This window comes from Actinoplanes sp. CA-051413 (assembly GCF_050955795.1).
Taxonomy (GTDB): Bacteria; Actinomycetota; Actinomycetes; order Mycobacteriales; family Micromonosporaceae; genus Actinoplanes.
This window is the reverse complement of sequence record NZ_CP192100.1, coordinates 9,571,603-9,589,575: the sequence shown is the minus strand read 5'-3', so window position 1 is coordinate 9,589,575 and position 17,973 is coordinate 9,571,603. Positions and strand designations below refer to the sequence as shown.

Sequence of the window (17,973 nt, the reverse complement as noted above, 5' to 3'; positions counted from 1 at the left end):
CTCCTTACTCAGGGTCGAGCACCGCCAGCAGCTCGCCGGTGTCGACCTCGGCGCCCGGCTGCACCGGCAGTGAGGCGACCACGCCGGCCGACGGCGCGTGCACCGGGTGCTCCAGCTTCATCGCCTCCAGCGTCAGCAGCAGCTCACCGGCGCGCACCCGCTGACCCGGGACCACCAGGACCCGGCGGACCGCACCGGGCAGCGGGGCGATCAGCGAGCCCTCGGTGGTCTCCGGGGCCGGCAGCGGGAAGCGGGACAGCTCACGTAGCGTCACCGAGCCCTCCGGGCTGTCCACGTAGGAGATGTCACCCACCCGGTGCACCTTGAGGCTCAGCCGGATGCCGTTGACGTCCAGGTCCACCCGGCCGCCGTCGGCGTGCACCACCACCGTGGGCGGGTGGTCGTCGAGCGTCGGGGCCTGACCCAGCCCCGCCAGGTCCAGCTCCTCCGGGTCCACCGCGCGGACCCACCAGCCGGCCAGCTCGCCGTGCCGGTTCATCCGGTAGCCGACCTCCACCGGGCCGGCCGGGCCGTCGTACACGGCGGTCTGGGAGCCGGACGGGACGTTGCGCCAGCCCGACGGCAGCGACTGGAGCACCGGGGCGGTCGCCCGCCGGGCCGCGGCGCCGGCCAGCGCGGCGGCCAGGCAGGAGATGCGGACGGCGTCCACCGAGGACAGCAGCGGGGCGAAGACCTCCGGGTGCCGGTCCAGGAAGCCGGTGTCCACGTCACCGACCCGGAACGCCTGGTGCCGCAGCACGCGCACCAGCAGGTCCCTATTGGCGACGACGCCGTGCAGTTGGGTCCGGGTCAGCGCCGACGCCAGCATCCGCGCCGCCTCCTGCCGGGTCGGGGCCCAGGCGACGAGCTTGGCCAGCGTCGAGTCGTGAAACACGCCGACCACGGTGCCGTCCATCACGCCGGCGTCCAGGCGCAGGCCGGGCTGGGGCAACGGGCGGAACGAACCGGCCACATCCGGTACGGCGAAACGGTGCAGCGTGCCGGAGGCGGGCAGCCACGCGTACGCGGGGTCCTCGGCGCAGATGCGGACCTCGATGGCGTGCCCGCGGATCGGCGGCGGACCGGGCATCGGCAGGCTGCCACCTTCGGCCACCAGCAGTTGCAGGCGGACCAGGTCGTACCCGGACACGCACTCGGTGACCGCGTGCTCGACCTGCAGGGTGGGGGTCAGCTCCAGGAACCAGAAGTCGCCGTGCTCGTCCAGCAGGAACTCCACGGCACCGGCGCCCACGAAGCCGATGGCCCGTACCGCGATGATCGCGGCCCGGCACAGCTCCTCACGCAGCGCCGGATCAACCGCCGGGGACGGGGTCTCCTCGATGATCTTCTGGTAGCGGCGCTGCACCGAGCACTCGCGCTCGCCGAACGGCACCACGGCCCCGTGGGCGTCGGCGATGATCGGCACCTCGATGTGCCGCACGTTCTCCACGTACGGCTCGCAGAAGACCGTGTCACCGGTCTCCTGACGGGTCGAGGAGATCGCCTCGGCCAGCGTCACCGGGTCCCGGACCACCCGCATGCCCTGCCCGCCGTGGCCGGTCGCCGGCTTGATCAGCACCGGGAAGTCGGTGATCTCGGCCGGGTCGGTCTGCGTCGGCAGCACCGGCACCCCGGCCTCGGCGACCATGGCTTTCGTCTCGATCTTGTTCTGCACGGTGCCCAGCGTCTTGGCCGGCGGGCCGACCCAGATCATCCCGGCGTCCGCGACCTCGGCGGCGAACCCGGGGTCCTCGGCCAGCCGGCCGTCACCCGGATGGATGGCGTTGACCCCGGCCCGCTTGGCCGCCGCGATGATCAGATCACCCCGCAGGTAGGTCGACTCCGCGGTGTTGCCGGACAGGTGGACGGCGTAGTCGGCCTCGGTGACGTGCGGCGCGTCGGCGTCGGCATCGGAGTAGACGGCGACCGTCTCGATGCCGACCAGGCGGCAGGTGGCGAATACCCGGCGGGCGATCTCGCCGCGGTTGGCCACCAGAAGACGTCGGATCACTGGTCTACCTTTCAGGGACTTCAGGGTCGGAAGACGCCGACGTGCTCGGCGCCCTCGACAGCCGCGCTGTGCACGGCGGACAGGCAGAGACCGAGCACCGTACGGGTGTCGCGCGGATCGATGACGCCGTCGTCGGGCAGCTTCCCGAGCGGGGGTGAACCCTCCGCGGGCCGTTCCACCGGCCAGCTGAACAGGAACCGGGGCTCGTAGGCCCGGCCGTAGATGCCGCCGGCCTCCTCGGCGGGCCGGGCGCCGATCATCAGGGTCAGGTGCGGCACGGTCGACTTGGCCACGGCGTGCACGAGCGGGGCACCGTGCCGCACGTCCGCGGCCTCGTGGGCCTCGGCAGCCGGCGCACCGGTGTACTGCACGAACAGCAGGGACGTGGCCGTCGCGTTGGCGAGCTGGATGAAGTGCACGGCCTTCTGCGTCTCGGCCGGCGAGAACGCCCCGCCCAGGTTGGCCAGCACGCCGATCGGGTAGCCGTGCAGTTCGCCCCAGCCGGTCACCAGCGCGGTGCCCTGGGTCGGCTTGAACTCGTCGAAGTCGCTGCCGTCGAGGATCCGGGCCAGCACCTCGCGCGGCTCGAACACCGTCGCCGGGTCGGCGCCGGCCATGCTCAGCAGGTCCTCGGCGTCGTACTTGGGCGGGTTCGGCGGGAAGCAGCGCGGCGCCGGGCCGCGCTTGCGCCAGTTGAACCGCCGGACGCACTGGCGGGCCAGCCGCAGCCCGTCGCGCTCGTCCTCGGCCAGCTGGTCGGCCGGGCCGGTCACCCCGGCGGGCACCGTGGGCGCGCTGCGGACCTCGGGCGCTGGCCGGCCGTTGGCGCCGGCCGCGCGGACCGGCTGCGGGTGGATGGTGAGCATCTTGGCGTGCCCGCGCACCATGATCGTGTAGTCGGAGAGGGCCGGCAGGTAGGCGGCGTCGCCGGTCGTCGCGCCGAAGACCACGCAGACCGTCGGGACCCGGTCGGCGGTGAGCTGGCTCAGGTCGCGGGCGATCGCCCCGCCCGGCGGCGGGCCGGCCGGGGCGGCCGCGCCGGTGGACTCCACGAGATTGACCAGCGGCAGGCGGTTGACCGAGGCGATCCGGGCGGCCCGCCGGATCTTCTCCACCGTGTACGGGTTGACGGCACCCCCGTCCACCGTCGGGTCGTTGGCGATGACCACGCACTCGACGCCCTCGACCACGCCGATGCCGGTCACCACGCTGGCCCCGATCGGGAACTCCGAGCCCCAGGCCGCCACCGGGGACAACTCCAGGAACGGGCTGTCCTGGTCGAGCAGCATCTCGACCCGTTCGCGGGGCAGCAGCTTGCCGCGCGCGTGGTGCCGGGTCACCCACTTCTCGCCGCCGCCCGCGCGGGCCGCCTCCAGCGCCGCCTCGAGCTCCGCCAGCCGCTCCAGCATCGCGCTACGGCTCTGCAGGTAGGCCGGGTTGCGCGGGTCGATCGCGGTCTCGAGCACGGTCACGGGATCACCTCTGCCCTGCCCTGCGCTGCACGCCCGCCACCATCTTCAAAACCCCGCGCCTCTCACCCGTGTAGTGCCTCTCGACCACCTCCGTAACGAGCGGCCGACCGGGTGCGACACGGATCATGAGAGGGCGGCTTTGTCCCCTGATCAGGTGGGTGGACACGCCGTCGAGGGGCCGCCCATCAGGACGGCCCCTCGTCGTGCTCGTGGTGCTCTGCCGGTCAGACCCGCGCGCGGCGGGCGAGCCTTTCCGGATCCAGGATGATGACGCTCTTGCCGTCGAGCCGCAGCCAGGCGCGGGAGGCGAAATCCGCCAGCGCCTTGTTGACCGTCTCCCGGGAGGCGCCGACGAGCTGCGCCAGCTCCTCCTGGGTGAGGTCGTGCGTCACGCGCAGCACGCCACCGTCGCGGGTGCCGAAGCGGCCCGCCATCTGCAGCAGGTTCTTCGCCACCCGGCCGGGCACGTCGGTGAAGATCAGGTCGGCCAGTGCGTCGTTCGTCCGGCGCAGCCTGCGGGCGAGCACCCGCAGCAGCTGCTCGGCGATCTCCGGCCGGTTGTTCAACCACGGGCGCAGCGACGACTTCTTCAGCCGGGCCAGGCGCGTGTCGGTCACCGCGGTGGCCGTGGCCGTCCGCGGACCGGGGTCGAACAGGGACAGCTCACCGAGCATGTCCGACGGACCCATGATCGAGACGAGGTTCTGCCGGCCGTCCGCGGCCCGGCGACCAAGCTTGATCTTGCCGGAGAGAACGATGTAAAGGCTGTCACCCGCCTCGCCCTCATTGAAGACGATGTCGCCCTTGCGGACCTCGATCGTCTCCATCTCCTTGGCGAGTGCCTCGGCAGCCTCCGGGTCAACGCCCTGGAAGATCCCGCTGCGAGCCAGTACCTCATCCATCGCTGTACCTCCGAATACGCGCTTCGCCGCGCTCGATCAGTCTAGGCGCACGCGGGCCGTAAACGGGCGGGCACCCCTCGATCCAGATCTCGCAGCGTAACCGGTCGTGCCCCGGACGTCGAAAGAATCGTCGCTCTCGGTGAGCAAGGACCGGCCGTTCGACGGTCGACCCCGCTTGTCGGCCGACGGTATCGTCCTCGTCGATGAATTCCCACCCCCCACCGCGCCGCCCGGGCCTGTTCGGCCGCCCCGCCCTCACGATCACCCTTGCTGTCGCCGTGCTCGTGGGCGCCGGCCTCGGTGGCGTGGCCCTGGCCGATCGGAGATCCGACACTGCGGCCCCGGTCTGGAAGGCGCCGCCCGCCTCCGCCGCCGCTCCCGCTTCGGCCTCCCCCGCTTCAGCCTCACCCGGGAAGCAGGAGACGGAATCAGCCACGGTCGAGGACGCGTTCACGTTCTCGGCGACCGGCGACATCATCATGGGCAGCGCGCCCAACAAGCTCCCGGCCAACAACGGCAAGGGCTTCTTCGACTCGGTCCAGGAGGGCCTGAAGTCGGATCTGGTGATGGGTAACCTCGAACAGCCGCTCACCGGCGACACCGGCACGTCCAAGTGCGGCAGCCCGCCCCGGGCCAACTGCTTCGCCTTCCGCTCCCCGCCGGCGTACGCCGAGCACCTGGTCGACGCCGGCTTCGAGCTGATGAACACGGCGAACAACCACTCCAAGGACTTCGGCGCGCAGGGCTACAAGAACACGGTCCAGGCGCTGGACAAGGCCGGGCTGAAGCACACCGGGGCCGAGGGCCAGATCACCGTCGTGGAGGTCAAGGGGATCAAGGTCGCGGTGGTCGGCTTCTCCCCGTACGCGGGCGCGAACAACCTCAACGACCTCGGCGCCGCCCGCACGGTGATCGAGGAGGCCGCGGGGAAGGCCGACGTCGTCGTGGTGCAGGTGCACATGGGCGCCGAAGGCTCCGGCATGGGCCACGTGAAACCGGGCAACGAGCTGTTCTTCGGTGAGAACCGGGGCGACCCGATCAAGTTCTCCAAGGCGGTCATCGACGCGGGCGCGGACGTCGTCGTCGGGCACGGGCCGCACGTGCTGCGTGGCATGCAGTTCTACAAGGGCAAGCTGATCGCGTACAGCCTGGGCAACTTCGCCGGCGGCGGAAAGACGCTCAGCAGCGACGGCGTCCTCAAGTACGGCGGCATCCTGCACGTCACGCTGACCCGCGAGGGTGGGTTCACCGGCGGAAAGTTCCTGTCGACGTACCTGGACAGCACCGGCAAGCCCGTCCGGGACAGCGGGAAAGAGCGCGGCCTGGCCCGGGTCCGGGAGCTCTCGGCCGACGACTTCGGTGACACCGCCGCGACCATCGGTGAGGACGGATCCATCGCGGCGCCCCGGTGACGGGTATGTGACCCGGGGCGGTCGTGGGTGCGACGTACTCTTGCTCGCGTGAGTCGTCCCGTCGTCGCCGCCACCGCAGGTGCGGCCGTGCTCGCCCGGTCGGTCAAGCGCTTCGCGGGGGAGACCCCGATCGGGCGCAAACGCCGGGCCCGCAAGATGGCCAGACTGCTGGCCGAGACCCACCCCGACGCGCACTGCGAGCTCGACTTCAGCAACCCGCTGGAGCTGGCGGTCGCCACCATCCTGTCGGCGCAGTGCACCGACAAGAAGGTCAACGAGGTCACCCCGACGGTCTTCGCCAAATACCGCTCGGCGGCCGACTATGCCGCCGCCGACCGCGCCGAGCTCGAGGTGATCCTGCGCCCGACCGGCTTCTTCCGGGCCAAGACCGACTCGCTGATCAAGCTCGGTCAGGCCCTGCTCGAACGCCACGACGGTGAGCTGCCGGGCCGGCTGGACCAGCTCGTGGCGCTGCCCGGCATCGGCCGCAAGACGGCGAACGTGATCCTGGGCAACGCCTTCGACGTCCCCGGCATCACGGTCGACACCCACTTCCGCCGGCTGGTGAACCGCTTCGGCTGGGTCCACGAGGAGGACCCGGTCAAGATCGAGTTCCTGGTCGCGGACCTGATCGAGAAGCGCGACTGGACGATGCTGTCGCACCGCATCATCTTCCACGGCCGCCGCGTCTGCCACGCCCGCAAGCCCGCGTGCGGGGCGTGCACCCTGGCCACGATGTGCCCCTCGTACGGCACCGGCCCGACCGAGGCGGCTCCGGCGGCGAAGCTGCTGAAGGGCCCGCGCGCGAAGGAGCTGGCGGCCCAGGCGGGCGTCGACCCCGACCTGGTGCCGGACGCGGCGGTCCTGACGCCGGAGGCCCCGTGAGCCGAGTCCGGGGCGGGCCGGTGCTGGCGCGGTGGCTGACGCCACCCCTGGCGCTGCTGCTCGCCGCGTGCACGGCCACCGAGGTGCCGCCCCCGTCACCAGCCGAGGACGCGGCGTCACCCTTCACCGACTGCGCTGCGCTCACCGCACCCCTGCTTTCCTCGGCAGCGCCGTCTTCCGCGGCCCTGCCGTCTTCCGCGGCGCTGCCGTCCGCGAGGCCGTCGGACTCGGCGGGGACCGGGCCGGCTGCTGATCTGCCGGATGTCTCGCTGCCGTGCTTCACCGGTGGTGGTCCGGTCCGGCTCACCGCCCTGCGCGGGCCTGCGGTGATCAACCTCTGGGGATCGTGGTGCGGGCCGTGCCGGGAAGAGCTGCCCGTCATGCAGGCGCTTTCCGACGCCACCGCCGGCCGGCTGCGGGTGATCGGCGTCGACACCCGGGACTCCCGGGACGCCGGGGCCTCGTTCGCCGCGGGCCAGGGCGTGTCCTTCCCGACTCTGTTCGACCCCGACCAGCAGCTGCTCACCGCGCTGGGCAAGGTCGCCCTGCCGGTCACCGTCTTCATCGCCGCCGACGGCAGCCGTGAGCTCTACACCGGCAAGGCCCTCGACAAGCCCACCCTCGGCGCTCTCGTGCGGACCCACACCGGCGTGACGGTGACCGGGTGAGCGGGCGTCCGGACGGCCTCCCCGACTGGTGGGAGCCGCTGCTGACCCGCGTCGGCTCTGCCCGTACCGAAGATTTCACCGCCCTGCGGGCACCGGCCGGCGGCGGCCGGGCCAGCGCGGTCCTCGTGCTGCTCGGCGAGCAGCAGCCGGGCGAGCCCGACCTGCTGGTGTTGCAGCGGGCCGCCACCATGCGTAACCACGCCGGGCAGGCTGCTTTCCCCGGCGGCGCGGCCGACCCGACCGACGCCGACCCGGCGGCCACCGCCCTGCGCGAGGCGAACGAGGAGGTCGGGCTCGACCCGGCCAGCGCGACCGTGCTGGCCACCCTGCCGGAGCTCTACATTCCGGTCAGCCGCTTCGTGGTGACCCCGGTGCTGGCCTGGTGGCACGCCCCGCACCCGGTGCACGTGCGGCAGCCCGCCGAGGTCGCGCATGTGGCCCGGCTGCCCGTCGCCGAGCTGGTCGACCCGGCCAACCGCATCCGGGTACGGCACCCGAGCGGCTGGGTGGGCCCGGCGTTCCAGGTGCGCGGCATGCTCGTCTGGGGCTTCACCGCCGGGGTCGTCTCGGCCCTGCTGGACATGGCCGGCTGGACCCGGCCGTGGCAGCCCGGCCGGCTGATGGAACTGCCCGACACCCCGGTCGCCGTGCCGGCCGCCTCCGACGAGGTGGTCTCGTGACCGTCACTTCTACTCTGAGCGAGTGCTTGTGGTCGATGGAATCCTGATCCTGCTCATGCTGGTCTTCGCGATCAGCGGCTACCGGCAGGGTTTCGTCATCGGTGCGTTGTCCTTCGGCGGGTTCTTCAGCGGTGTGCTGATCGGCCTCCAGGTGGGCCCGCTGATCGCGAACCAGTTCGCGGACGGCACGGTCCGGCTGGTCGTCTCGCTGGTGTCGATCTTCGCGCTGGCCGTGCTCGGGCAGACCCTGGCGGGCTGGCTGGGCACCCGGCTGCGCCGTTCGATCAGCAGTCCGCCGTTGCAGCGGCTGGACGACGCCGGCGGCGCGGTGGTCTCGCTCGTCGCCGTGCTGCTGGTGGCCTGGCTGATCGCCGTACCGCTGGGGTCGACGCCGTTCCCGGGCATCAACAAGCAGGTGCGCAGCAGCGCCGTGCTCAACGGCATCAACTCGCTGATGCCGGAGCACGCCCAGGCGCTCTCCGCCGGGCTGCGCGAGTCGCTGAACACCAACGGCTTCCCGGACGTCTTCGGCGGCCTGGCCCGGACCAATGCCCGCGAGGTCGCCGCGCCGGACCCGGCGCTGGCCAAGGCCCCGGTGGTGGTCAACTCCCGCAAGTCGGTGATCAAGGTGCTGGGCACGGCGCCGAGCTGCTCGCGGCGCATCGAGGGCTCGGGCTTCGTGTACGCCGACGAGCGCGTCATGACCAATGCGCACGTGGTCGCCGGGACCCGCAACGTGCAGGTGGAGACCACCAACGACCGGCTGGACGGCAAGGTCGTGGTCTACGACCCGGAACGCGACCTGGCGGTCATCTACGTGCCGGGCCTGCGGGCGCCGGTGATGCCGTTCGTCAAGAAGCCGGCCGGGACGGGTGCCAACGCGGTCGTGCTGGGCTATCCGCTCGACGGCCCGTACGACGCGCAGTCGGCCCGGGTCCGTGAGGTCAGCAACATCACCGGCCCGGACATCTACGACTCGGGCGACGTGACCCGGGAGATCTACACGATCTACGCGAAGGTCCGCAGCGGCAACTCCGGCGGCCCGCTGGTGGCCCCGAACGGCGACGTGCTCGGCGTGATCTTCGCGGCGGCGGCCGACGACCAGACGGTGGGTTTCGCGCTGACGGCGGCGGAGGCCGCGGGCACGGCCAGGCTGGGCACCGAACGCACCCGAGGGGTCAAGACGGGCGACTGCGCTTAGCCGTCGACGGCGGCCACCGGCTGGCGGAGGATCGTGCGGAGCTTCTCCGGGGCCACCCGGCGGGCGTCGCTGAGGTAGATCTCGTGGTGCCGGCCGACCGGGCGTAGTCCACGGCTGGGCAGCAGCTCGTCGTGCAGGTGGGCCAGGATCGGGCCCTCGTCGTCGTACGAGCCGAGGTGCAGGGTCTGCAGGCAGCGGCCCTCGGCGAGCTCAACGGCCCGCAGCAGGCTCTGCGGATCCCGGCCCTTGGCCTGAGCCTGCTCGACGGCCGCGGCCAGGAGCTGCTCGTCGAGCCAGCCGGGCTGGCGGATCAGCATCCGCCACGCCCAGCGGTCCTTCTCGCGGGTCAGGAAGGTCGTCATGTCGTCGGACCACCACAGGCCTTCGAGGGGCATGACGACGTAGTCGCGGTCCAGCTTGTTCCTGCTCAGGAACTTGGCGGCGTAGGACGCGGTGAACAACGCCTCGACGGCTTGCTGGTAGCTCTCGGAGCCCGGGCGGCCGCTGCCGTCGACGGCCAGGTAGCGCAGGGCGGGGACGTCCACCTCGGCGTACCGGCCGGTCGGTGGGGCGTAGAGGGCCCGCTGGTCGCGCTTGAGGTCAACTTTGGACATCCGAAGCCTCCAGGGACTCGATGGTGCGCCGGACCCAGCCGTGCTCGGCGTCCAGCATGGCCAGGGCGTAGTCGAACAGGGCGGCGACCGCCGGTGGGGCGCCGGCGGCTTGCTGGTCGCGGTGGGCGGTCAGCCGTTCGAGCTCGGCGGTGATCGCGCGGCCGCGGGCGTGCAGGGCCTCGACAGTGGTCGCCCGATCGAGCATCGGTGCGTTGGCCAGGCCGATCAGCACCGGTGGGTGCGGCGGGGACAGGGTCGCCAGCGCTCTGCGGGTGGCCTCGGCGGTGAGCTGCCGGCCGGCGCTGGTCGGCGCGTAGACCCGGCGGCGGGGACTGCCGCCGGTGACCGGGGCGATGAGGCCGTCGGTCTCCAGCTTGCGCAGCAGGTAGTAGAGCGACGAGAAGGCGATGGGGGTCCACTCCCGCATGCCGCGGGCGGCGATGACCTGGTCGAGGTCGTAGCCGTGTCGAGGGCGCTCGGCGAGCAGGCCCATGACGAGCAGTTCGGCGGGGGTGAGCTCGCGACCCATGCCGTTACTCTAGCGCTGGAGTAAAAGTAGGGTGGTCGGCATGTCGACGCCGCACTCCGCCGAGGTTCTGGCGGCCCTACGCGATTTTGTCGCCCGCCTCGACGGGCTGGATCCGGCGGCGCCGCTGGTCGGTGAGCTGGTGGTCGGGCTCGGGGACGAGACTGAACGGCTAACGCTGCGATTGCCGGTGGCCCGGGCGTTGACCGAGGCGCTGCGGGGCTACCACGACCCGCGGGACCGGGGGAGCTGTGCGCACTGCGCGACCGGGCGGCTCGACGACGACTTCGTCTGCCGCGACTGCGGGATCGTGAACGGGCTCTTCGGGCAGACGATCGCCGCGTTCGTCGCCTCGGCGCCGCAGGACCCGGAGCCGCGCGGGATCGGGCCCGCGGGACGCCCCGACGGCACGCTGGGCGACTGAAAACCGCGCTGGATCAGACGACGCGGGCGAAGCGGCGGAACGTGAGGATCGCCGCCACCACCGACACCATGAACAGCAGACCCGCCACTCCCCAGCCGCGCGGGGAGGTCGGGGGCTGAGCATCCCCCGCCCGGGCCGCCGTGCCGTACGCGCCCGGGACGCGAGCGCCCACCACCGCGTTGTTCGGCGCCGACTGGGCCTGGCCCGAGGCCGGGGCGTTGCCGAAGCCGGCGATGCCCGGTGAGGCCGTCGTGTCCAGCGGGTTGCGCAGCACCGCCGGGACCTCGGCGGTCAGTGCGCCCGTCGGGTCGACCAGGCCGTAGCCGTACTGGCCGTCGCGGCCGGCCGGGCCGCGGTCCTTGGCCGTCTTGATGATGCGGTTGACGACCTCGGCCGCCGACATCGTGGGCCAGCGGGAGCGGACCAGCGCCGCGGTGCCGGAGACCATCGGAGCCGCGAAGCTGGTGCCCTGCACCCGCCAGTAGCCGCCCGGGCGGGCGCCGACGAGCTGGGTCGCCGGGGCGGACACCACCGTCTCCTTGCCCGTGATCGACCCCGACCACAGCACGTCCCCGGCTTTCTCCATGCCCGCGACCGCGATCACACCGGGCTCGCGGGCCGGATACCAGACGCCGGACGAGGTCGATGCGTTCGCGTTGCCCGTGCAGGCCACCACGACCACGTCCTTGGCGAACGCGTAGTCCAGGGCGGCCGCCAGGGCCGGGCTGCTGCCGTTGCCGCCGAGGGACAGGTTGATGACGCGGGCGCCGTGGTCGACGGCCCAGCGCACGCCCTTGGCGACGATCAGCGCGTCGTCGTAGCGGTTCTCGCGGTCCAGGACGCGGACCGGAAGGATCTTGGCTTTGGGGGCGATGCCGACCACGCCGGCCTCGTCGTCACCGCGGCCGGCGATGAGGGCGGAGACCGTGGTGCCGTGCCCGACCAGGTCGGTGTCGCCGTCGCCGCCGGAGTCGACCAGGTCGAGGCCCGGCAGCACCTGGCCCTGGAGGTCTTTGTGGCCGGAGTCGACGCCGGAGTCGATCACGGCGACCGTGACGCCGGCGCCGGACGCGTACGTCCATGCGCCCGCCACGTTCAGCGTCTTGAGATGCCACTGCTCGGCGCGGACCGAGTCACCGAGCCAGGGCTCCGGCTCGGTGAGCGGGCCGTTGAGCGTGCTGGGGACCGTGGCGGTGGGCTCGATCTCGGCCTTGGCGGCGAACGCGGGCACGCCGCTGAGGCCGATGCACAGGCCCGCGACGCTGGTGGCGGCGGCGAGCCGGACGGGCAGATGCCGAGTGGGCCGGTATCGGGCGTTCACCAACGGGCACCGCCGCAGGCCCGACGGCGTACGGCATCGTCGCGCCTCGATCGGCGGGACGCACGCGGTGCTTCGCTCACAGCGCTCACTGGCGGCATGACCATTCTGATGATGGACGGTCGATGCTGGGAGATTACTCCGAATCCGCGCGTTGTCGCTGGGGTCTGTCGATGCGGATCGCACCACAGGTGTGACGGTGCAGGTCGAAGGCTAGTACGGCGGCAGATGCGACAACTGGATCAACCGCACTCCCTCACGCCGAGTCATCAATCGACCACGCCCTGGTGGCATCAGGGTCGGCCGGATCGGACCGATGAGCGCGCCCTCATCGCTCGGCCCGGACATCACCAGTCCCGGCGACGACAGCTCGCGCAGGCGCTGGATGACCGGGTCGTACATCGCCCGGCTGGCGCCACCGGCCCGCCGCGTCACGATCAGGTGCAGGCCGACGTCGCGGGCCTGCGGGAGGTACTCCACGATCGGCTGCAACGGGTTGGTCGGGCCGGACGCGACCAGGTCGTAGTCGTCGACCAGCACGAACAGCTCCGGGCCGGTCCACCAGGACCGCTCGCGCAACTGCTGGGCGGTGACGTCCGGGCCGGGCAGCCGGCGTTCCATGTAACCCGCCACGGACTCCATCAGCTCCAGCGTCTTCGCGGCCTGGATGCCGTAGCCGATCCGGTGGTCGGACTCGGGCAGGTCCATCAGGCTGCGCCGGTAGTCGACCAGGATCAGCCGGGCCTCCTCGGGCCGGAACCGGTGCATCACGGTGGTGGCGAGCGCCCGCAGGAACGACGACTTGCCGCACTCGGCGTCGCCGAACAGCAGGAAGTGCGGGTCGCCGGCGAAGTCGATCTCGACGGGCTGCAGATCCGACTCGGCGATGCCGATCGGCAGGCGCAGGCCGGTGGACCGGGCCAGGTCGATGTTCGCGTACGGCAATGACGGCGGCAACAGCCGCACCCGCGGCGCCACCGGCCCGGTCCAGTTGGTCGCGATCATCTTGACCAGCTCGGCCGTCTCGCCGGCCCCGCTCAGCTCGGGCCGCACGGTCAGCAGGTGCAGGCTCTTGTTCTTGTCCGTGGGGTGCTCGACGAGGCCCCGGCCGGCCTTCTCCGGCACGTTGACCGCCGCGCGCCGGTTCACCATCGAGTCGGTCGGGTCGCCGAGGCGCAGCTCGACCCGGGAGCCGAAGAGGTCGCGGATCGCGGGGCGGAAGTCCATCCAGCGCGGCGCACTCGTGACCACGTGGATGCCGTACGAGAGGCCGCGGGTGGCGATGTCGGTGATGACGCCCTCGAGCTCGTCGTAGTCCTTGCGCAGCGTGGTCCAGCCGTCGACCACCAGGAACACGTCGCCGAACGGGTCGGTGTCGGCGCCGTTGTTGAGCCCGGCCTGGGCCGCGCGGCGCCGCCGGTACGACGACATGGAGTCGATGCCCAGCTCGCCGAAGCGGGCCTCGCGCTCAGTGAGCAGAGTGGAGACCTCGCCGACCGTACGCCGCACGCCGACCGAGTCGAGTCGTCCGTACACGCCGCCGACGTGGGGCAGGTCTTTGAGCGTGCCGAGCGAGCCGCCACCGAAGTCGAGGCAGTAGACCTGCACCTCGGCCGGGGTGTGGGTCAGCGCGAGCCCGCAGATGAGCGAGCGCAGCGCGGTGGACTTGCCGGACTGGGCGCCACCGACGACGGCCACGTGCCCGGCGCTGCCGCTGAGCTGGAGCCACATGACATCCCGCAGCTGCTCGCGCGGCTTGTCGATCAGCGCGATGGGCACCTGCAGGGCGCCGTGCAGCTCGGGGTTGGCGAAGGCCAGGCCGCGGACCGGGTCGACGGTCACCGGGCCGAGCAGCTCGTCCAGGGCGGCCGACTGGTTCAGCGGCGGCAGCCACACCTGGTGGGCCGGCGGCCCCTGACCGTTGAGCCGGGCCACCATGACGTCGAGCAGGCTCTCGCCGGCCGGCGTCTCCTCGGGCACGGGCTTGGACGGCTTGACCGGCTTCGGCGCCGGCACGTAGTGCGTCGAGTAGGACAGCACCTGTGGCGCCGAGCCGTCGCGGGTCGCGCCGGGACCGCCGCCGCCGGCTTTGCGGAACGCCCCGGACACGTACGCGGCCTTGAACCGCACCAGCGGCTCGGTGCCGAACTTGAGGTAGCCGTGGCCGGGCGAGCGCGGCAGCTCGTACGCGTCCGGCACGCCGAGCACGGCCCGCGATTCCAGCGCCGAGAAGGTCCGCAGACCGATCCGGTACGACAAATGGGTGTCGAGGCCGCGCAGCCGGCCCTCTTCGAGTCGCTGGCTGGCCAGCAGCAGATGCACGCCGAGCGAGCGGCCCAGCCGTCCGATCTGGACGAAAAGGTCAATGAAGTCCGGCTTGGCGGAGAGCAGCTCGGAGAACTCGTCACAGATGACCAGCAGCGACGGCAGCGGTGACAGCGCCGCACCGCCGGCCCGGGCCTTCTCGTAGTCGCGCAGGCTGGCGAAGTTGCCGGCCTTGCGCAGCAGCTCCTGGCGCCGGAGCAGCTCGCCGTCGATGGCGTCCACCATGCGGTCGACCAGCGGCAGCTCGTCGGCCAGGTTGGTGATCACGGCGGCGGTGTGCGGCAGCCGGTCCAGCGAGGAGAAGGTCGCGCCGCCCTTGAAGTCGACGAGCACGAAGTTCAGCGTCTCGGAGGAGTGGGTGGCGGCCAGCGCCAGCACCAGCGTGCGCAGCAGCTCGGACTTGCCCGAGCCGGTGGCCCCGATGAGCAGGCCGTGCGGGCCCATGCCGTCCTGCGCGGACTCCTTGAGGTCCAGCTCGATGGCGCCGCCGTCCGCGCCGAGGCCGATCGGCACCCGCAGCTTGTCCCGGTTGGGCCGGGGCAGCCAGGCCTGGGCGACGCTGAACGAGTCCGGGTCGCCCAGGTTGAGCAGGTCGGCCAGGCCCATCTCGGTGGCCATCGGGGTGTCGGAAGAACGCGACATGGCGGCCAGGCGCAACGGTGCCAGCCGGCGGGCGACGGCCTCGGCCTCCTCCTCGCTGAGCCGGTCCGGCGTGCCGACATCCGCGGCGTGATCCATCGCGTACGTGTGCAGCTCGTGCTGGCCGCTGCCCGGCTTGACCTCCAGCACCAGCAGCGAGCGGTCCAGCAGCCGGGGCGGTACGTCGTCGAGGTCCAGCACCGTGACGCCGTCGATGCCGTCGTCGAGCTGGGTCGCGCCCTTGAGGTCGGCGCCGTCGAGCACGATCACCACGTGCGGGCCGTTGCCGCTGCTGCCGGCCGGGTTGAACCGGGGCCGGTTGCCGATCACATCCTCGAGCAGCTTCTCCAGGTCAGGACCGGCGCTGGCGACGAGCCGGACCTGGCCGAGCCGGTCGGTGCGCGACGGGTGCAGGTTGTGCGGCAGCCACTTGACCCATTCCCACATCGCGCGGCGCTCGGGACCGGCGCAGACGGCGATGATCAGGTCGTCCGGGGCGTGGAAGACCGCGAGCTGGGCCAGCACGGCCCGGGTCAGGGCGCGCGCGTCGGCCTCGCCGGTAGGACCCTGCCCGCGCATGAAGACCCGGGCGAAGCCGCGCAGCGAGACCGCCACCGGCAGGTCCGGGACCACCGAGTACGCGTCCAGGAACCGGCGCAGGGCGCCGGCGGTCATCGGCTCGAGATCCTCCAGCGGCCGGGTGACCGGCGGGATCAGCGGCGTGGCCAGGGTCTGCGGGCCGACGGCGAGCCGCACGACCCCGAAGTCCGGGTCGGCCGAGCGGCGCTCCCAGACCCGGTGGCTCTCGGCGGTCGACCAGAGCTGCTGCGGGTCGGGGTGGCGGTAGAACAGGCCGATGCGCTGCCTGCTGGCGGTGTCGCGCACGCGTCGGCGCAGGCCGGACAGATGCCGCAGATACTCCCGGCGGGCGGCCATCATCTCGGCCTTCTTGGGCCCGCCGCTGCCGCCGAAGGACGTGGCCAGCATGGCCAGCGACGAGACGCCGAACAGGCCACCGACCACATAGGAGAACGCGCCGCCGCCACCGCGGCCCATCATCATGGCCATCGCGACCGAGCCGCCGAGCATCGGCAGCACCATCATCGCCTGGGTCCAGCGGCCGCCGACGGCCTGCGGGATCTCGGGCGGCGGATCGACGGCGAGCTCGCCGGTCGGGATCTCCGGCGCCGGCCGCCGGGCAGCCCGCTTGATCACCACCGTGCTCATACCGAGAGTGTCCCTTTCATCCGCAACCACCCGCCTTGCGCACATCATCCACTTTGGCGAGTGGTGGCTGTGCCCCGTCCGCATGACCAGCGACCGGTCACCGCGCAGGGCTCATGGTAGGTAAAGTCCCCTCAGTTCCGCAGCCTCCCCGTCCGACCACCCCGCCCCCACCCTAAAGTCGACTGAAGGCTTACCACCATCGATGGGAATAACGGCATGAGCGTGGGCTTGGCCCGAGTCACGATCAGCGCGCCACAGCGCCGGGTCGACGTGGCGCTGCCCGAGCACGTACCGCTGGCCGAGCTGCTGCCCGAGGTCCTCCGGCACGCCGGCGAGGGCCTGGCCGACGACGGTGAGAAGCACGGCGGCTGGCTGCTGCGCCGCACCGACGGCGTCGCGCTGGCGACCGCCCAGGGCCTGTTCCCGCAGGGTGTGCGCGACGGCGAGGTGCTGCACCTGGTGCCGGCCCGGGACAACTGGCCCGAGCTGGAGTACGACGACGTCGTCGAGGCGATCGCCGAGGGTGCCCGGCGCCGCGGCACGATCTGGTCGCCGGCCTCGACCCGCACGGCCACCCTGGCCGGCTGCGCGGTGCTGCTGGCCATCGGCCTGCTCGCGGTGCTCGCGGCCGGACCGGCCTGGGGCGGCGCGGCCTTCTTCGGGCTCGGCGTCGGCCTGCTGCTCGCGCTGGCCGGCATCACGGCCTCCCGGGCGTACGGGGACGCGCGCGCCGGGGCGGTCCTCGGCGGCTGCGCGCTGCCGTACGCGTTCGTCGGCGGCGCTGTGCTGATCGCCTCCGGTGACCCGGTCGGCGTCTTCGCGCTGCTGTCCTGGATCGGCGGCCCCGAGCTGCTGACCGGCTCGGTGGCGTTGCTGCTGGTCGCCGCCTTGGGCGCGGTCGGCGTGGCTGCGTCCCTGCGGGTCTTCACCGCCGGCATCATGATCGGCCTGTTCGGAGCGCTGACCGCTCTCGTCGCGCTGCTCACCTCGGCCGCCGGCGCTGCGGCGATCCTGCTCTCCGCGCTGGTCTGCGGCATCGGCGCGCTGCCGCTGCTGGCCATCCGCCTGGGCAAGATGCCCACCCCGCCGGTGACATTGCCCACCGGAAGCGAGGCGGAGCAGAGCTTCACCGGCGCCCCGGCCCGCAGTTCGGCGATGGACGCGGCGCGGGAACGCCCGGACCGGGCCCGGGTCTTCGCCGCGGTCAGCCGCACCGAGGAGTCGCTCACCGGCCTGCTGATCGGGCACGCCCTGCTCTGCGTCGGCGCCTTCGTGGTGCTCGCGTCCGCCGGTGGCCTGTCCGCGCAGATCCTGACCGGTCTCGCTGTGGCCGCGTTGCTGCTGCGCTGCCGGCTGTTCGTCACCCTGCGCCAGCGGCTCCCGCTGATCTCCGCCGGGTTGTTCGGGCTCTTCACCCTGGGGGTCGACCTGCTCTGGGGCGCGGGCGAGGCGATGCTGCTCGGCCTGGGCGTCACGGTCCTGCTGGTGGCGCTGGCCGCGGTCGCCGCGGGTGCGACCTGGACCCGCCGGGCCCCGTCGCCGTACCTCGGGCGGGCCGCCGACCTGCTGGACACCCTCGCGGTGGTGGCGGTCATCCCGGTGGCGTGCGCCGTCATCGGCCTCTACGGCATGGCCAGCAACCTCAGCATCTGATCCGGCCACAAAAAAC

Annotated in this window: 14 protein-coding genes; 7 read left to right on the top strand and 7 right to left on the bottom strand. The window is 72.4% G+C overall.

Annotated features, from left to right (window positions below; genetic code table 11):
• Positions 1 to 4: 4 nt before the first annotated feature.
• The 3 genes from ACQP2Y_RS45225 to ACQP2Y_RS45215 form a co-directional block, all read right to left on the bottom strand.
• Positions 5 to 2,011 (bottom strand): biotin carboxylase N-terminal domain-containing protein, encoded by a 2,007-nt coding sequence (locus ACQP2Y_RS45225; protein ID WP_433722908.1) that lies wholly within the window; start codon positions 2,009 to 2,011, stop codon positions 5 to 7.
• A gap of 20 nt (positions 2,012 to 2,031) precedes the next feature.
• Positions 2,032 to 3,483, bottom strand: coding sequence for a carboxyl transferase domain-containing protein (locus ACQP2Y_RS45220; protein WP_360546157.1), 1,452 nt, complete (start codon positions 3,481 to 3,483; stop codon positions 2,032 to 2,034).
• Between the two features lie 224 nt (positions 3,484 to 3,707).
• Positions 3,708 to 4,385, bottom strand: a complete 678-nt coding sequence (locus tag ACQP2Y_RS45215; protein WP_203768799.1) for a Crp/Fnr family transcriptional regulator — start codon at positions 4,383 to 4,385, stop codon at positions 3,708 to 3,710.
• 203 nt (positions 4,386 to 4,588) lie between these two features.
• Between ACQP2Y_RS45215 and ACQP2Y_RS45210 the strand changes: the two genes are divergently transcribed.
• The 5 genes from ACQP2Y_RS45210 (at position 4,589) to ACQP2Y_RS45190 (ending at position 9,231) form a co-directional block, all read left to right on the top strand.
• A complete protein-coding gene (locus ACQP2Y_RS45210; RefSeq protein ID WP_433722905.1) occupies positions 4,589 to 5,797 on the top strand; it encodes a CapA family protein in 1,209 nt (402 codons plus the stop codon).
• A 156-nt stretch (positions 5,798 to 5,953) separates the two neighbouring features.
• On the top strand, positions 5,954 to 6,682 hold the full coding sequence (nth, locus tag ACQP2Y_RS45205; protein ID WP_433732374.1) for an endonuclease III: 729 nt from the start codon (positions 5,954 to 5,956) through the stop codon (positions 6,680 to 6,682).
• Positions 6,679 to 7,350 (top strand): TlpA family protein disulfide reductase, encoded by a 672-nt coding sequence (locus ACQP2Y_RS45200; RefSeq protein ID WP_433722903.1) that lies wholly within the window; start codon positions 6,679 to 6,681, stop codon positions 7,348 to 7,350. The genes nth and ACQP2Y_RS45200 overlap by 4 nt, the downstream gene beginning before the upstream one ends.
• The gene (locus ACQP2Y_RS45195; RefSeq protein ID WP_433722901.1) at positions 7,347 to 8,030 is read left to right on the top strand and encodes an NUDIX hydrolase; all 684 of its coding nucleotides are present in this window, start codon (positions 7,347 to 7,349) and stop codon (positions 8,028 to 8,030) included. The genes ACQP2Y_RS45200 and ACQP2Y_RS45195 overlap by 4 nt, the downstream gene beginning before the upstream one ends.
• A gap of 22 nt (positions 8,031 to 8,052) precedes the next feature.
• Positions 8,053 to 9,231, top strand: a complete 1,179-nt coding sequence (locus ACQP2Y_RS45190; RefSeq protein WP_433722899.1) for a MarP family serine protease — start codon at positions 8,053 to 8,055, stop codon at positions 9,229 to 9,231.
• On the opposite strand, the gene ACQP2Y_RS45185 is transcribed toward ACQP2Y_RS45190, so the two are convergent.
• Both ACQP2Y_RS45185 and ACQP2Y_RS45180 read right to left on the bottom strand, forming a co-directional pair.
• Positions 9,228 to 9,845: a GyrI-like domain-containing protein gene (locus tag ACQP2Y_RS45185; protein ID WP_433722897.1), complete on the bottom strand. Its 618-nt coding sequence runs from the start codon at positions 9,843 to 9,845 to the stop codon at positions 9,228 to 9,230. The two genes, ACQP2Y_RS45190 and ACQP2Y_RS45185, sit on opposite strands and share 4 nt — an antisense overlap.
• Positions 9,832 to 10,374, bottom strand: coding sequence for a PadR family transcriptional regulator (locus ACQP2Y_RS45180; RefSeq protein ID WP_433722895.1), 543 nt, complete (start codon positions 10,372 to 10,374; stop codon positions 9,832 to 9,834). The genes ACQP2Y_RS45185 and ACQP2Y_RS45180 overlap by 14 nt, the downstream gene beginning before the upstream one ends.
• Before the next feature lie 40 nt (positions 10,375 to 10,414).
• Here ACQP2Y_RS45180 and ACQP2Y_RS45175 point away from each other — a divergent pair, with 40 nt between their 5' ends.
• Positions 10,415 to 10,795: a hypothetical protein gene (locus ACQP2Y_RS45175; protein WP_433722893.1), complete on the top strand. Its 381-nt coding sequence runs from the start codon at positions 10,415 to 10,417 to the stop codon at positions 10,793 to 10,795.
• Between the two features lie 13 nt (positions 10,796 to 10,808).
• On the opposite strand, the gene mycP is transcribed toward ACQP2Y_RS45175, so the two are convergent.
• Complete coding sequence (gene mycP, locus ACQP2Y_RS45170) at positions 10,809 to 12,116, bottom strand: type VII secretion-associated serine protease mycosin (RefSeq protein ID WP_433722891.1); 1,308 nt, start codon at positions 12,114 to 12,116, stop codon at positions 10,809 to 10,811.
• A gap of 210 nt (positions 12,117 to 12,326) precedes the next feature.
• Entirely contained in the window at positions 12,327 to 16,304 is a 3,978-nt protein-coding gene (gene eccCa, locus ACQP2Y_RS45165; protein ID WP_433722889.1) for a type VII secretion protein EccCa, read from the bottom strand.
• Positions 16,305 to 16,520: 216 nt separating this feature from the next.
• Between eccCa and eccD the strand changes: the two genes are divergently transcribed.
• Positions 16,521 to 17,957, top strand: coding sequence for a type VII secretion integral membrane protein EccD (gene eccD / locus ACQP2Y_RS45160; protein WP_433722887.1), 1,437 nt, complete (start codon positions 16,521 to 16,523; stop codon positions 17,955 to 17,957).
• Positions 17,958 to 17,973: the final 16 nt, after the last annotated feature.

Bases quoted from the DNA above. Each gene is read 5' to 3' on its own strand.
- ACQP2Y_RS45215 (WP_203768799.1), bottom strand. From the start codon at position 4,385: ATGGATGAGGTACTGGCTCGCAGCGGGATCTTCCAGGGCGTTGACCCG.
- eccCa (WP_433722889.1), bottom strand. From the start codon at position 16,304: ATGAGCACGGTGGTGATCAAGCGGGCTGCCCGGCGGCCGGCGCCGGAG.
- eccD (WP_433722887.1), top strand. From the start codon at position 16,521: ATGAGCGTGGGCTTGGCCCGAGTCACGATCAGCGCGCCACAGCGCCGG.
- ACQP2Y_RS45210 (WP_433722905.1), top strand. From the start codon at position 4,589: ATGAATTCCCACCCCCCACCGCGCCGCCCGGGCCTGTTCGGCCGCCCC.
- ACQP2Y_RS45180 (WP_433722895.1), bottom strand. From the start codon at position 10,374: ATGGGTCGCGAGCTCACCCCCGCCGAACTGCTCGTCATGGGCCTGCTC.
- ACQP2Y_RS45175 (WP_433722893.1), top strand. From the start codon at position 10,415: ATGTCGACGCCGCACTCCGCCGAGGTTCTGGCGGCCCTACGCGATTTT.
- nth (WP_433732374.1), top strand. From the start codon at position 5,954: ATGGCCAGACTGCTGGCCGAGACCCACCCCGACGCGCACTGCGAGCTC.
- ACQP2Y_RS45185 (WP_433722897.1), bottom strand. From the start codon at position 9,845: ATGTCCAAAGTTGACCTCAAGCGCGACCAGCGGGCCCTCTACGCCCCA.